11 protein-coding genes are annotated in these 14920 nt (G+C 73.9%); 6 read left to right on the top strand and 5 right to left on the bottom strand.

Going from position 1 to position 14920, the window contains the following annotated elements; genetic code table 11:
• The first annotated feature begins 105 nt into the window (after positions 1–105).
• The gene (locus ACIRPX_RS10195) at positions 106–2409 is read left to right on the top strand and encodes an FdhF/YdeP family oxidoreductase (protein WP_404191233.1); all 2304 of its coding nucleotides are present in this window, start codon (positions 106–108) and stop codon (positions 2407–2409) included.
• Positions 2410–2457: 48 nt separating this feature from the next.
• Here the strand turns inward: ACIRPX_RS10195 and ACIRPX_RS10190 are convergent, their stop codons facing one another.
• The 4 genes from ACIRPX_RS10190 to ACIRPX_RS10175 form a co-directional block, all read right to left on the bottom strand.
• Positions 2458–3123 carry an SDR family NAD(P)-dependent oxidoreductase gene (locus ACIRPX_RS10190; RefSeq protein WP_404191005.1) on the bottom strand — a complete coding sequence of 222 codons (666 nt, stop codon included), beginning with the start codon at positions 3121–3123 and terminating at the stop codon, positions 2458–2460.
• 183 nt (positions 3124–3306) lie between these two features.
• On the bottom strand, positions 3307–3741 hold the full coding sequence (locus ACIRPX_RS10185; protein WP_404191002.1) for a nuclear transport factor 2 family protein: 435 nt from the start codon (positions 3739–3741) through the stop codon (positions 3307–3309).
• Positions 3742–3771: 30 nt separating this feature from the next.
• Positions 3772–4320, bottom strand: a complete 549-nt coding sequence (locus tag ACIRPX_RS10180; protein ID WP_404191000.1) for a YciI family protein — start codon at positions 4318–4320, stop codon at positions 3772–3774.
• Positions 4321–4370: 50 nt separating this feature from the next.
• Positions 4371–5369: an alpha/beta fold hydrolase gene (locus ACIRPX_RS10175; RefSeq protein ID WP_404190997.1), complete on the bottom strand. Its 999-nt coding sequence runs from the start codon at positions 5367–5369 to the stop codon at positions 4371–4373.
• Between the two features lie 332 nt (positions 5370–5701).
• Between ACIRPX_RS10175 and ACIRPX_RS10170 the strand changes: the two genes are divergently transcribed.
• The 5 genes from ACIRPX_RS10170 (at position 5702) to ACIRPX_RS10150 (ending at position 14058) form a co-directional block, all read left to right on the top strand.
• Complete coding sequence (locus ACIRPX_RS10170; protein ID WP_404190995.1) at positions 5702–6289, top strand: hypothetical protein; 588 nt, start codon at positions 5702–5704, stop codon at positions 6287–6289.
• Between the two features lie 158 nt (positions 6290–6447).
• Positions 6448–7713 (top strand): GAF domain-containing protein, encoded by a 1266-nt coding sequence (locus ACIRPX_RS10165; RefSeq protein WP_404190993.1) that lies wholly within the window; start codon positions 6448–6450, stop codon positions 7711–7713.
• A gap of 200 nt (positions 7714–7913) precedes the next feature.
• Positions 7914–9449, top strand: coding sequence for a DNA polymerase Y family protein (locus ACIRPX_RS10160; RefSeq protein ID WP_404190990.1), 1536 nt, complete (start codon positions 7914–7916; stop codon positions 9447–9449).
• 478 nt (positions 9450–9927) lie between these two features.
• Complete coding sequence (locus ACIRPX_RS10155) at positions 9928–10731, top strand: VOC family protein (RefSeq protein ID WP_404190987.1); 804 nt, start codon at positions 9928–9930, stop codon at positions 10729–10731.
• A gap of 141 nt (positions 10732–10872) precedes the next feature.
• The gene (locus ACIRPX_RS10150) at positions 10873–14058 is read left to right on the top strand and encodes an error-prone DNA polymerase (protein ID WP_404190984.1); all 3186 of its coding nucleotides are present in this window, start codon (positions 10873–10875) and stop codon (positions 14056–14058) included.
• Here ACIRPX_RS10150 and ACIRPX_RS10145 read toward each other — a convergent pair.
• Entirely contained in the window at positions 13982–14914 is a 933-nt protein-coding gene (locus ACIRPX_RS10145) for an LLM class flavin-dependent oxidoreductase (RefSeq protein WP_404190981.1), read from the bottom strand. The two genes, ACIRPX_RS10150 and ACIRPX_RS10145, sit on opposite strands and share 77 nt — an antisense overlap.
• Between the last annotated feature and the right edge of the window lie 6 nt (positions 14915–14920).

Here is a 14920-nt window from a genome sequence, read left to right as displayed (position 1 = left end):
TCAGCCGATAAGAACTTCCGCTTTGACCATGGCCGACGCCCTGGCGAAGAGTGGGCGCGACGCATGGGCGGGACGGGGCCCGGCACGGAGAGGGCGTGGTACTCGATGCGGGACTTCGACGAACCGGACGAGGGCGACCTGTCGGTCTCGGCCCCCAGGACATGGGCCACCGGCGCTCCCGCGGTCGTCCACGCCCTGACGTACGCGCTGGGCCAGACCTCGCCCAGGCGGACCGCGCTGACCCTGCTCAACATCAACCAGGCGAAGGGCTTCGACTGCCCCGGCTGCGCCTGGCCCGAGCCGGCTCCCGGCCGCCGCCACCGCAACGAGTACTGCGAGAACGGCGCCAAGCACATCAGCGACGAGGCCACCTCGCGCCGGGTGACCGCAGAGTTCTTCCGGCAGCACTCGGTCGACGAGCTGAGCCGCAGGTCGGATTACTGGCTCAACCAGCAGGGCCGGCTGACCGAGCCGATGGTGCTGCGCGAGGGCGCGACGCACTACGAGCCGATCGGCTGGGACGAGGCCCTGGACCTGCTCGCCGGCGAACTGCGGGCCCTCGACCACCCGGACGAGGCCCTGTTCTACACCTCCGGCCGGCTGGCCAACGAACCCGCCTTCCTGCTCCAGCTGTTCGCGCGCGCCTTCGGCACCAACAACCTGCCGGACTGCTCCAACATGTGCCACGAGTCGAGCGGTTCGGCCCTCGGTGAGACCCTGGGCATCGGCAAGGGCAGCGTCAGCCTCGACGACCTGTACGAGTCCGACCTGGTGTTCGTCGTCGGGCAGAACCCCGGCACCAACCACCCGCGCATGCTGTCCGCGCTGGAGGAGACCAAGCGCCGCGGCGGCCAGGTCGTCGCCGTCAACCCGCTGCCCGAGGCCGGGCTGCTGCGCTTCAAGCACCCGCAGAAGGCGCGCGGTCTCGTCGGCCGCGGCACGGACATCGCCGACCAGTTCCTGCAGATCCGGCCGGGCGGCGACCTCGCCCTGTTCCAGGCCCTGAATCTGCTGCTGCTGGAGGCCGAGGACAAGGAGCCGGGCACCGTCCTGGACCGGGAGTTCATCGAGGCACACACCACCGGCTACGACGCCTTCGCCGAGCAGCTGCGTGCCACGACGTCCTGGGACGCGGTCCTCCAGGCCACGGGGCTGAGCCGGGACGAGATCGAGCAGGTCCATGAACGCGTGCTGAACAGCCGCAGCGTCATCGTCTGCTGGGCGATGGGCCTGACCCAGCACAAGCACGGCGTGCCGACCATCCGCGAGGTGGTCAACTTCCTTCTGCTGCGCGGCAACATCGGCCGGCCCGGCGCGGGGGTGTGCCCGGTCCGCGGGCACAGCAACGTCCAGGGCGACCGCACCATGGGCATCTGGGAGCGCATGCCGCAGGCGTTCATGGACCGCCTCGGCGCGGAGTTCCGCTTCACCCCACCGACCCGGCACGGCCTGGACTCGGTCGACTCCATCCGGGCCATGCGCGACGGCCGGGCGAAGCTCTTCGTCGGCGTGGCCGGCAACTTCGTGCGGGCCACGCCCGACAGCGACGCCACCGAGCGCGCGCTGCGCAACTGCCGTCTGACCGCGCACATTTCGACCAAGCTCAACCGCTCGCACGCGGTGTGCGGCCGCACCGCGCTGATCCTGCCGACGCTCGGCCGCAGCGACCGGGACGTCCAGGCCGGCGGCGAGCAGTTCATGACGGTCGAGGACTCCATGAGCGAGGTGCACGCCACGCGCGGCCGCCTCGCCCCCGCCTCGGAGCACCTGCTGAGCGAGGTCTCCATCATCACCCGGCTGGCCCGCCGCGTCCTGGGCTCCCGACCCGCCGTCCCCTGGGCCGACTTCGAGGCCGACTACGACCTCGTACGCGACCGTATCGCCCAAGTCGTCGAGGGATTCGAGGACTTCAACGAGCGGGTGCGGCTGCCGGGCGGGTTCCGCCTGCCCAACCCGGTCAACGAGCGGGTGTTCCGCACGCCCGGCGGCAAGGCCGTCTTCACCGTCAACGACTTCACGATGCTGCAGGCGCCCGAGGGCCACCTCGTCCTGCAGACACTGCGCTCGCACGACCAGTGGAACACCGTCCCCTACGCGATGGACGACCGCTACCGGGGCGTCAAGGGCGGCCGGCGCGTCGTCCTGGTCAACCCGGCCGACCTGGCCGGTCTCGGGCTCACCGACGGCGGGCTCGTCGATCTGGTCAGCGTCTGGTCCGACGGCTCCGAGCGCCGCGCGGAGGGTTTCCGCCTCGTCGGTTACCCCACTCCCCCGGGTTCGGCGGCCGCGTACTACCCGGAGACCAACGTCCTCGTACCGCTCGACAGCGTCGCCGACATCAGCAACACGCCGACGTCGAAGGCCGTGATCGTGCGCCTGGAGCGGGCGGAGGAACGGGCCACGGCTTGACCCGGCACCCGGCACCGGCACCCGACACCGGGGCCCCGGGACCGGCCGTCAGGAGTCGAGGTCGTCGGCGAAGTGGCGGTAGCCGTGGCGGGTGCGGTGCATGTCCCACAGCGTGTCCGCGAGCAGGACCGGGTCCTTGCGATGGTGCCCGGGGATGATCGCACCGGGGATGATCAGCTGGGCGACGTGAATGCCCTCGCCGGCGAGCACGTCGTGCAGCAGATGGCCGTAGGCGCTCTCGGCGGCGAAGGCCACGGAGGTGCCGGCCCGGTCGGCGTGCGGCACGACGGCGCTGCCGCCGTTCACGAGGAGGACGGTGCCGCGCCCCAGGGCGCGCATGCCGGGCAGCACCTGCTGGACGGCGGCGACGGGGCCGTAGACGGAGAACTCGATCGGCCCGATGAGGTCGATGTACGTGGTCTCCAGCACCGGCCGCATGAACTCCTGTTGCGGGAGCGGACTGTACTGCAGGACCTCGATCGGGCCCAGCTCGGTGTGCGCCGTGTCGAGTGCGGCCGCCAGGGCCTTCGGATCGCGTACGTCGGCGGCGAAGCCGCGCGCCGTGACGCCCTCGTCGGCCAGCTTCGCGGCGAGCTCGTCCACCCGCTGCCGGCTGCGGGAGACGAGCGCCACGTCGAATCCCTCACGGCCGAAGCGGCGGGCGACGGCGGCGCCGAGCCCGGGGCCGGCTCCGATGACGGCGATGGTGGTCATGGCGGCACTTCCTTCGTCCGGACGATCACTGCTGCGGGCTTAGCGGGATTACAGGACTGCGGGACAGCGGGACTGCTCGACTGCTCGACTGCGGGTCCGGGCCCAGGGCCCGTCAGGATCCACCCGTCCAGGACACCACTCGCCGCACGAACCCGCTCCCGCACCCCGCATCCCGTCGCAGCACTAGCTCCGCAGGTGGTGGCTCAGATCGCCCGCCAGATGGATGCCGACCCGGCGCTCCGCGAACCGCCACCGACCGTCGCGGCGCACGAAGCGGTCGGTGTAGCGGCCCGCGGCGATGGACTGCAGCGGGAGGCCGGGCACGGCCTGGAAGATGGTGACGTAGGAGCGCGCGGCGGCCGTGCCGGCGGCACCGTCGACCTCCACGGTGACGTTGGTCGTGACGTGGTGGGTGCGGGGTGTGCCGTCCTCGTAGAGGATCACGGTGTTCCGGAGCATCCGCTCGACGGCCTCGCCTCCTTCCAGCGGTGCCCCGCTGCCGATGAACACGGCGTCGGCGAACAAGGCGCCGACCCCGGCGAAGTCGCCGGTGTCGACCAGTTCCGCGTACCTGGCGATCAGATTCGTGACGGCGGACGTGTCCGCGGCTGCGCTCATGACCTGTGAGGATATGCGCCCGGGTTCACCCTAGGGCCGTCCGCCGAACTGCCATGTGTGGACCTCGACGACGGCATGGCGGTCGGCCGCCAGGACGGCCCGCGCCGCCTTCTCGTCCGGGGCCCGCAGCAGCGCCGCCGTACCGAGCCAGGTGGCACCGTCGTCCGACAACAGGGGCCCGTACGCGATGAGTTCGTCCGTGTCGTGCGGTACGGCGGGGCCGGCGCCCCCCGCCGGACCGAGACCCAGCACGAGATGGCGGGTGCCGCCCTCCCGGCCGCCGCGGAAGTCCCACATGGTGCGCCCCAGCAGGTTGCGCCACCGGCGCAGCAGCACGTCACGGTAGACGCCGGCCTGATGGTTGGGCTCGTCGAAGGCGAACGCGCGGGCGGCGGCGGGATCGGGCAGATCGAGGATGTGCACGCTGCCGCTGGGGGTGTCGCCGTCGGCGGCGAGGGTCGGACCGCGGGCGATCATCCCGGCCGCGTACCGGTCCATGTAGGACCAGTGCTCCTCCAGCAGTTCGTGACGCAGGGCCGCCGATCCGGCCCGGTCGCGGTGGTAGCAGAAGTACTCCATGACCACGGAGCCTTTCCCATCGGCGGGCACCGCCTCAACCGGGTTACGGCTCAGCGGACGGCGGGAAGGCCGGCGAGCCAGTCGGTCAGGAGGCGGTTGACCTCCTCGGGGCGTTCCTGCTGGATCCAGTGGCCGCAGCCCTCCAGGAGGTGGCAGGAGACCAGACCGGGCAGGGTGACCGGATACGCCTCGATCGCGTCGGACAGCCAGGCCGTGGACGCGTCCAGGGTGCCGCCGGCGAACAGGGACGGCTGGGTGACGGGGGCGCCGTCGTAGGCCACGAGGTCCTCCCAGTCGCGGTCCATGGTGCGGTAGCGGTTGAGGGCTCCGGTGAGGCCGGTGCGTTCGAACTCCCCGGCGTAGACGTCGAGTTCCGCCTCGCTGAGCCATGCGGGCAGCGGCCCGGCGGGGAACCGGTCGCGCAGTGTCCCGCCCTTGCCGACGAAGTGCGGGTCGGGCGCGCCGGGTGCGGGCATGGTGTCGGCGGACAGGGCGGCGTAGAAGCCCGCGAGCCAGCCGCGGACGTCGGGTTCGATCTCGGCCTCGGCGCGGCCCGGCTCCTGGAAGTAGGAGACGTAGAACTCCTCGTCCCCGCCCATGCCGGCGAAGACGTCGCTGGGACGGGGCCCACCGCGCGGGGTGTAGGGGACGCTCAGCAGCCCCACCGCGCGGAAGACCTCGGGCCTGAGCAGGGCGGAGTTCGCGGCGACGGCCGCGCCCCAGTCGTGGCCGACGATCACCGCCGACTCCTCGCCCAGGGCGTGCACGACCGAGACGCTGTCCTCGACCAGTTCGAGCATGCGGTACGCGTCCGCCGCGGCCGGCCTGGAGGAGCGGCCGTAGCCGCGGACGTCGACGGCGACCGCGCGGAATCCCGCCGCGGCGAGGGCGGGCAGCTGGCGGCGCCAGGAGTACCAGGATTCGGGGAAGCCGTGGACGAGCAGCACCAGCGGTCCGGTCCCCTGTTCCGCGAGGTGGATCCGGCCTGCCGGCGCGGGGATCAGCCGGTGTGTGATCTCGGGGACATGGTGCGTCATGGGGTGCGTCATGCGGGCTCTCCTCCAGGACCGTTCCTCTGTGCATGTGCCTCGTACCTGCGCATGCGCCTCGTACGCCGATCATGCGGAAGGCGCGCCTCGGAGGAGGAGCGCGTTTGCCGGTTCGGCAAGTCCTTCGGCGCGCCCCGCACCCCACCGACACGCATCCTTGATGACTTGATTCATTCGAACGAATACTCGAATATGGAGCCATGTCCGCAAGACCGGTGGCGAGCGTGGAAGCACATGTCGGCCCTGCCGGGTCGACGTACCCGTCGCCGCTCGGAGCCCTGCTCCCGGAGGGACGTATCCGCCCGGGAACGACGGTCAGCGCTGGTGGAGACATGCCGCTCCTGCTGGCTCTCGCCGCCGAGGCGGCCGGCGGCACGGCCGGCTGGGCGGCGGTGGGCCTGCCGCAGATGGGGGCGCCGGCGGCGCAGGCGGCCGGGCTGGAGCTGGCGGACGGGATGCGGATCGATGATCCGGGCCGCCAGTGGGCACAGGTTCTCGCCACCGTGGCCGAGGCCGTGCCGGTGGTCCTCGTCGGCCGGCCCGGACCGGTGCCCGACCGGATCGCCCGCCGGCTGGCGGCCGTGCTGCGGCGCAGCGGATCGGTACTTCTGGCCGCGGACTCCTGGCAGGGTGCCGAGGTGCGGATGAGCGTGGTGTCCGCCGTCTGGGAGGGCGTCGGCGGCGGCCACGGCCTGCTGCGCGGACGGCGGGTGCGGGTGGCGTCCGCCGGACGCGGTGCGGCGGCCGCGCCACGCCATGCGGACCTGTGGCTGCCCGGGCCCGACGGCCGGGTCGCCCCCGCAGACGGCGGCACGGGCGCCACGGGCACAGCGGGCACCACGGAACCCGGCCTGCGCGAGGCGGTGGCCCCGGACGGGGCCTCGCGCCCGGCACGGCCGGTCCTGCGCGTGGTGGGCTGAGCCCGTACCCGGTCCGGGGACCGCCTCCCCGCGGGGACCGCCCCCCGGGGCGACGGACCGTTGGGGCAGGCGTTACTGGTTGCCACCCCGCATACCGTGGAGCCAATCTGGAGCAGACGGTCGGGAAGGGACCGCAGTCCGGCGGAAGGATCGGCCGCATGGCACAGGACCCGGCGCCGCCACTGCGCGGCCGTGGCACCACGCCCGGCGCGGCCCTCACCGTGCGGTCGGCGGCCGGCCAGGCGGACATCCTGTGCCGGTCGGGCGTCCTCGACGACGAGGCCGCCACCGCGCTGAGCCAGGACCTGGCCCGCCACGCCGACCGGGCGAGCCGCGCGGGACGGCACCTCGTCCTGGACCTCACGGACCTCCGGCTCGTCAGCGCGGCGGCCGTCCGGGTCCTCGACGCCGGCACGCGCCATCGCACCGAGGACCCGGTCCTGGTGATCGCGGCGGCTCCGCATGTGCAGGCGCTGTTCTCCCCCTCGCCGCCGCCGGGGCTGCGCGTGCACCCCACGCTCGCGGCGGCTCTCGCCGCGGTGGCCCCCGCGGAGTCCCGGGTGCACGTGCCGGGCGGCGGCGAGGACCTGCAGGCCGAACTGTTCGGCCTGCACGCCAAGATCCGCACCGGCCCGCTGATCGGCATGGCCCAGGGCGTCCTGCTGGAGCGCTACGCCCTGGCCGACGCGGACGCGGCCTTCGGCCTGCTGAAGCAGGCGTCCCAGCGGTACAACGCGCCGATGCGGATCCTCGCGTCGGCCGTCGTGACCGCTCCGCCGCCGGGCACGTCCTCGCCCCGGTGGTTTCCCGGGCGCCTGCGCACCGCGCCGCCCCGGCTGGAACTCCTCGGCAGGCAGGGCCTTCGGGCCGACGACCGCAAGCACGTGCTGCGCAGCCTCGTCTACGAGGCCGTCACGCTCGCGGACGCGGACGGCGCGGAGGTGCACCTCCCCGACCGCGCCCTGGAGAACTCCCTGGTACTGGAGGCGCAGGCCGGCCTGGACGCCGCCTATCGCGACCGCCTCGCGCTGGTGAGCGGCCCGCCCGCCGTGTGCGCGCAGGCCAGGGACCTGGGCGAGCCGATCTTCGTCGCGGACGTCGCCGCCGACCCCGATCTCGCCGGGGCCGAGGAGGGGCTGGCCGCACTCGCCACCGGCAGCCGCGCCCTGTACGCCGTGCCCGCCCTGAGCGAGACCGGCGAGTGCACGGGCGTCATCTGCGTCCACCGGATGCGGCCCGGAGGCTGGATGACGGCCGCACAGCACACCGCCCTGTCCGTCCTCGCGGACGACCTGGCCGCCTGGCGCTCCTGGTACCGACGCACGGTCGTCCTCGAAGCGCTGGAGTACGTGCACACGCACGCCCCGCACCACGACCGACCCGCCGGGACGGGACGGACCGGACGCCCGCCGAAGGGTGTGTGAGGCGCCCGCGAAGGGGCTACCCGAGACGGAGAGGGGTTGGGAGAACAGCTCCTCTGGTTCTCCGGGGCCGTTCCGCCCCGGGGAGCCGCCTTCCCGTCGCGTGGGCGCCGCGCGGCGGGACCTTCGCGTGACGCCCGGCGGAATCTTCGCGTGCGGGGAACCGACTTGATTTAATCGCACGCACATTCGAATATCAGTCCATGAACGACGGCCGGAGCAGCAGGATCATCGTCGGCTGGGTGCCCGACTACCCGGTCCTGGCGGCCGGCCCCCGGGGCGCCGAACCGGTCGCGGTCGTCCACCGCGACGAGGTGGTGGCCTGCTCGGCCGCCGCACGGGCGGCAGGCGTACGGCGGCGGATGCGCGTGCGGGTCGCACGGTCCCGCTGTGCACGGCTGCGGGTGGTGGAGCGGGACCTCGCCGCCGAGATCCGGGTGTTCGAGCCCGCCGTCCGTCATGTCGAGGGCACCGTCATGCCGCGCCTGGAGGTGATCCGGCCCGGCCTGATCGCCGCGCCCGCCCAGGGCCCGTCCCGTTACTGGGGCGGTGAGCCGCAGCTGGCCGACCGCCTGGTCGCCGCCCTGGGCGAGGTGGATCTGCCGGCCGGTGCGGGCATCGCCGACTCGGTCTTCGCGGCGGCCCTCGCCGCCCGCACCGGGGCCGTCGTGCCCCACGGCGGCGAGGCGGCCTGGCTCGCCCCGTATCCGGTGGGCATCCTGGGCGCACCCCGGCTGGCCGAGCTGCTGCGCCGCCTGGGCATCCGCACGGTCGGCGCGTACGCGGCGCTGCCCGAGGCCAAGGTGCTGGCCCGGTTCGGCGCCGAGGGCATCACCGCCCACCGCACCGCCCGCGGCCGCCACGACCGCCCGCTCGCCCCGCGGGAGGACACGGAGGCACACACCGTGGCGTACGCCTTCGAGCCGGCCGCCGGTCTCCTCGAACCCGTGGTGTTCGCCGCGAAGGCGAGCGCCGGGCAGCTCCATGAACGCCTCGCCTCGGCCGGGCTGGTGTGCGCCCGGCTGGAGGCCGCCGTGGAGCTCGCCGACGGCCGCACCCTGTCGCGGATCTTCCGCCACGAGGGCCGTCTGTCCGCGCTCGCGGTCGCCGAGCGGGTGCGCGGAGTCCTGCAGGCGTGGGCGGACGCGGGACTGCTCGACACCGGCGGTGAACAGGGCATCGTCCGCCTCGCGCTGCGTCCCGAGCAGCTGACCACGGCCACCGGCCGCCAGACCGCGCTGTTCGGCGAGCGTCACACCCCCGAGGAGATCGAGCGGGCCGCCGCCCGTGTGCAGGCGATGCTCGGCCACCGTGCCGTGGTGCGCGTGGAGCTGGGCGGCGGCCGGGGCCCTGCGGACCAGGTCCGGCTCGTCCCGTTCGGCGACCTGGACACCGGCCCGCGTCCGCCCGACGGCCCCTGGCCGGGCCGGTTGCCGGCCCCTCACCCGGCCACGGTCTTCCCGCGCTGGCTGCCCGCCGATCTCACCGACGCGGGCGGCCGACGGGTGGCGGTCTCCGGCCGCATGTCGCTGTCCGCCGCCCCGGCCCGCCTCGCCGTGGAGGGCTACGGCGAGGCCACGGTCGAGGGCTGGGCCGGCCCCTGGCCGGTACTGGAGTGGTGGTGGGACCACGACCGCTCCCGCCGCATCGCGCGGATGCAGATCACCGCCGCCGACGGCCGCGCCTGGCTCCTGGTCGTCGAACACGGCCGCTGGTGGGCCGAGGCCCACTACGGCTGACACCGGCAGCGAGGGACGCGGGAGACGCGAGCCCTCCGGTCGAGGCTGCCGCCGCGGCGACGAACGGCGCCCCCGGGCCGCGGGACTGGCCGCGGCAGGCGCGTACGAGGTGCCGGCTCCGCCGACCACCGCACCGGTCGAACCGCCCGGATCGCGCCGGGCCGGCCCGCCGACCGCCCCCTCGAGCCCCAGGAGCTCCACCGTGACCGGGCGCCGCGCGCCGGCCGTCAAGGACGCCGACGGGGACGGCCCGCGCCAACCGCTCCGCCGTGAAACCCATGGACACGCCACCCGCCGGGCGGACCCGACAGCCCGCCCGACGGCCCGAAGGAGGACTCGCGGCACTGGCCCGGGCCGCACGACCGGCCGTCAGGCGCGGCGGGTCCGCCCGCCGGGTGCCCGACGTCGGCGTACCGCGGATGGGCCGGTGGCCGACGGCCCTCCTCGGACGCGGCCTCAAGCCGTACATTGAGGACCGATGACCGCACACGATCACTCCGCCGCTCCGGCCGCAGCCGTCGACTTCGATCACACCTCGTTCGCCGTAGGGGACGCGCTGGCCTGGGCGAGGCGGCTTCGCGCGGGACTCGGCGCGACACCCGTCGTCGGGGAAACCCTCCAGGAGTTCCGGTATCTCCTGTTCTACGTCGGCACCCGCCACGGCGGCGGCCGGGTCGAACTCCTCGAACCGAACGGGCCCGGCTTCCTCAGCCGCTTCCTCGACAAGCACGGCGAGGGCGCGCATCACGTGACCTTCACGGTTCCCGACCTGCGCGAGACCGTGGAACAGGCACGGTCCATCGGCGCCACCGTCGTCGGCGAGGACTACGGGCACCCCGCCTGGCAGGAGGCCTTCCTGCTGCCCGACGCCAGGCACCGCGTCGTCGTCCAGCTCGCCCAGACGGACCGCGCCTACCCGTCCGCCGAAGAACTGCTCGGCACTCGCGAGCGCGACGTCACGGCCCTCCCGAGCACCGGTGCCGCGACCGGCACGGACTGGTGGACCTCCCTGTGGAGCACCGCTCCCGGGCCCGCCGTCACCCTCGGGCCGACGCGGCTGAGCACCACCGACCCCGCGTTCAGCAGGGACCTCTTCGCCTCCGTCCTCCGGGCCGACGTCACCGAGCACGGCGACGAACTCGTCTTCACCTGGCCCGGTGGAGCGCTGCGCGTCCGCACCGCGGAACGGGCAGGGATCACCGGCGTCGACCTGGAGGACGCGTCCGCCGCGGGCCTGACGATCGGATCGGTACCGCTGGGACATCCCGGCCCTTCCGGATGACGTGCTGCCGCCGCGCGGCAAAGCGGACTCGGCGGGTGCGGCATCGGTCCGCCCTCTCCCGCACGAGACGGGCGGGGCCCGTACCCGGTCCGGGCGCGGGCCCCGCTTGCCTCATTCGCACATCTATTCGAAAATTGCGCTATGGGTGTGTCGGGGAAGGGTGCGGGGACGGGGGCGGCCGAGGCACAGATCATCGGCTTTCCCGCACCTTCCGGCGCGGAGGACGGTCCGGGCTGGGCCGAGCTGCACGTCCACACGGCCTTCTCCTTCCTCCAGGGAGCCGCCCAGCCGGACGAGCTCGTCGCCGAGGCCGTCCGGCTCGGCATCAAGGTCCTCGCGGTCACCGACCGGGACGGTCTCTACGCCGCGCGACGCCTGGCCGAGGCCGCGGCCCCGGCCGGCATCGGCACCGTCTACGGCGCCGAACTCACCCTCGATGAGCAGGAGTTGGGTACGCCCGTGGTGCTCGCCCGCACCCTGGAGGGCTTCCGGCTCCTGTCGGCGGCGATCAGTGCCGGCCAGCTGGCGGGAGCGAAGAACGCCCCCGTCCACGACCTGCACGCCCTGTCCACGGCGGCGAGCGGCGGACACTGGGCGGTACTGCCCGGCTGCCCGGCCCCCGGCACGGAGCGCTGCGACGTCGCCGCGGTCGCCCACCGACTGGAGCGGCTGGCCGACGTCTTCGGCACCGGCAGTGTGTACGCCGAGATCGTCGACCACCACCTGCCGCAGGACTCCGTCGCCGCCGATGTCACCGTCGTCGCCGCGCGCCGCCTCGGCCTGCCGGTGGTGGCGACCGGCGCGGTCCACTACGCCGCCCCGCGCCAGGCCCGCCTCGCCCAGGCGCTCGCCGCGTTGCGCCGCCGCGAGACCCTGGACCGCGCCGCCGGCCATCTGATGCCGGCCCCGACGGCACACCTGCGCTCGTACGCGGAGATGCGCCGCGCGCTCGCCCGCCATCCGGGCGTGCTGGAGACCACGCTCGAACTCGGCCGCTCCTGCGTGATCCACCTCGGTGGCCTGCGTCCGCGGCTGCCCGGCTTCCCCACCCCGCCCGGCTTCACCGAGAACACCTGGCTGCGCCACCTCGCCGAGCGGGCCTGCGCCGCCCGCTACGGCGAACGCGACTCCCGCTCCCCCGAGGCCGCCGCGGCCTGGAAGCAGCTCGACCACGAGCTCGCCGTGATCGGCGAGCTGGACATGGCGGGCTACTTCCTCATCGTCCACGACATCGTCCAGTTCGCCGTCGGCCGCGGCATCTGGTGCCAGGGCCGCGGCTCCGCGGCCAGCAGCGTGGTCTGCTACGTCCTCGCCATCACCGCGGTCGACGCCCTCAGGAACGGCCTGCTGTTCGAGCGCTTCCTGTCCGTGGAGAAGGCCGGACCGCCCGACATCGACATCGACTTCGAGGCCGGCCGCCGCGAGGAGGTCATCCAGTACGTCTACAGCCGCTACGGCCGCGACCACGCCGCGCAGGTCGCCAACGTGATCACCTACCGGCCCCGGCTGGCGGTACAGGACGCCGCCAGGGTCCTCGGCCATCCGGCCCCGCACATCCGCGAGATGACCCGGCACATCGACCACGGCCCACCCGGCCCGGACCTCGGCCTGCCTGCCGACGTACGCGAACTCGCCGCCCAACTCCACACCCTGCCACGGCACATGGGTATCCACGTCGGTGGCATGGTCCTCACCCGGCAGCCGCTCGGCGAGGTGATGCCGCTGGAGTGGGCCACCGCCGAGGGCCGTTCGGTCCTGCAGGGCGACAAGGACGACGTGGCCGCCGCGGGGCTGATCAAGATCGACCTGCTGGGCCTGGGCACGCTCGGCGCCCTGCACACCGCCTGCGACCTGATCGCCGAGCACTACGGAGTACGCCTCGACCTCACCTCGATCCCGCCCGACGACCCCGCCGTCTACGACATGATCGCCCGCGCCGACACCATCGGCGTCTTCCAGGTGGAGTCCCGTGCCCAGATCAGCACCCTGCCCCAGCTGCGGCCGAAGACCTTCAACGACCTGGCGATCGCCGCCTCGATCATCCGTCCCGGGCCGATCCAGGCCGGCTCCAAGCACCCTTTCCTGCGCCGCCGGCGCGGCGAGGAGCCGGTCAGCTACCCCCACCCGCTCGCCCGCCGTGCCCTGGAGAAGACCCTCGGCGTCGCGCTCTACCAGGAGCAGGCCATGCAACTGGCCATCGACTGCGCCGGGTTCACCCCCGGCGAGGCCGACCGCCTGCGCAAGGCGATGGCCGCCAAGCACGCGCCCGAGAAGGTCTCCGCACTGCGCGACCGCCTCCTCGCAGGCATGGCCGCGAGCGGCATCCCGGCCGCGGCCGCCGCCCGGATCACCTCCATGATCGAGGCGTTCAGCGACTACGGCTTCCCCGAGAGCCACGCCCAGTCGATGGCCCACATCATCTACGCGAGCGCCTGGATCAGGCACTACTACCCGGCCGCCCTCACCGCCGGGATCATGGCCAACCTGCCCATGGGCTTCTACGACGTCCAGACCCTCATCCAGGACGCCCGGCGCCACGGCATCGGCGTCCGCAACGTCGACGTGCGGACCTCCGGGGTGCACGCCACCCTCGAACCCGACGGCGCTGAGCGGCGGTTCGCCGTCCGCCGGGGGCTGACCGGCGTCAACGGCCTCAGCGAGGAGATCGCACGCCGTATCGTCGCCGCCCGTGACGTGCGGCCCTTCAGCGGTCTGGAGGACTTCGCCCGCCGCACGCGGCTGCCCGCGCGGCTGATGGAACAGCTCGCCACCGCCGGGGCGTTCGCCGGCTTCGACGACCACCGGCGCAGCGCGCTGTGGACGGCCGGCGCCTTTCCCCGAAGCCTGCAGCCCTACCTGCCCGGCCTCGGCGCCCTCGCCCCCGCCCCCGACCTGCCGGTGATGACCCCGGCCGAGGAGACGGTCGCCGACCTGGCCGCCACCGGAGCCAGCACCACCGGCCACCCGGTGCACCATGTCCGGCCGGTGCTCGAACGCCGGGGCGCCCAGACCGCCGCGGCCGTCCGCGCGATGTCCGACCAGGCCCGCGTACGGCTCGGCGGGCTCGCCAAGTACCTGCAACGCCCGCCCACGGCCAACGGCGTGGCGTTCGGTGCCCTGGAGGACGAGACGGGCATGGTCAACCTGGTCTTCTCCCCGCCGGTCTGGGAGCGCTGCCGCCGCGTCCTGCTCGACGCCCCGGCGGTCCTGCTCGACGGGCATGTCGAGCGCGAGCACGGCTCCTTCAACGTCATCGTCCACCGGGCCGGGAGCCTGGCGGTGCCGGCGTCGCCGCGTCCGCCGCGCCGCGGGCCCGGTCGCCGATGAGTTCCTCGGCGACCCAGCGTGCGGCGCCGGCCGGGTAGGGCGACGGCAGTGCGAGGACGATGTGCCGGAAGCCGGAGCCGAGCGCTGCGGCGATCGCGTCCCGGGTGGGTCCGGGCCGCTCGTAGTCGACGGGCAGATGCAGGGAGCGGGTGATGGTCGCCGGGTCGCGGCCGATCTCGGCGCAGTAGCGGTCGAGGAGCGCGCTGCGGCGCACGACGTCGTCGATGTCACCGCCGGGGATGTTCCACAGGTCGGCGTGCTCGGCGACGACACGCAGCGTCGCGGACGAGCGGCCGCCGATCAGGATCGGCGGGTGCGGGCGCTGGACCGGTTTCGGGTTTCCGAACGCCCCGGTGAGCTGGACGTACTCGCCGTGGAAGTCGAACGGCTCGGCCTCGGTCCACAACCGCCGTATGACGGTGCAGGCTTCGGCGAGGCTGCCCACGGCGTGGGCGGTGGAGTGGAAGGGCAGGCCGTGGGCGGCGTACTCGCGCCGGGCCAGTGGATGGCCGGGGCGGGAGCCGACGCCGATGCCGAAGTCCAGCCGTCCGCCGGAGACGGTGTCGACCGTGGTGGCGATCTTGGCGAGCAGCGCGGGCGGCCGGAACCGGTTGCTGGTCACCATCACGCCCAGGCGCAGCCGGCGGGTCTGCGCGGCCAGCGCCGAGAGCAGCGTCCAGCCCTCGAACGCCGGCCCGCCGGGGTCGCCGCCGATCGGCATGAGGTGGTCGAACAGCCACGCGTGCTCGATCTGCGCGAGGCCGTCCGCCTCGCGCCAGACGCGCAGGAGGTCGTGGTAGTCGACCTGTTGGGGGGCGGTCATGATGCCGAATCTGGGACGGGTGGTGTGCGGCATGACGAT

Origin of the sequence: Streptomyces sp. NPDC101225 (assembly GCF_044767585.1) — a bacterium.
In the GTDB taxonomy this organism is placed as follows: Bacteria; Actinomycetota; Actinomycetes; order Streptomycetales; family Streptomycetaceae; genus Streptomyces.
This window is presented reverse-complemented; position numbering and strand designations above follow the sequence as displayed.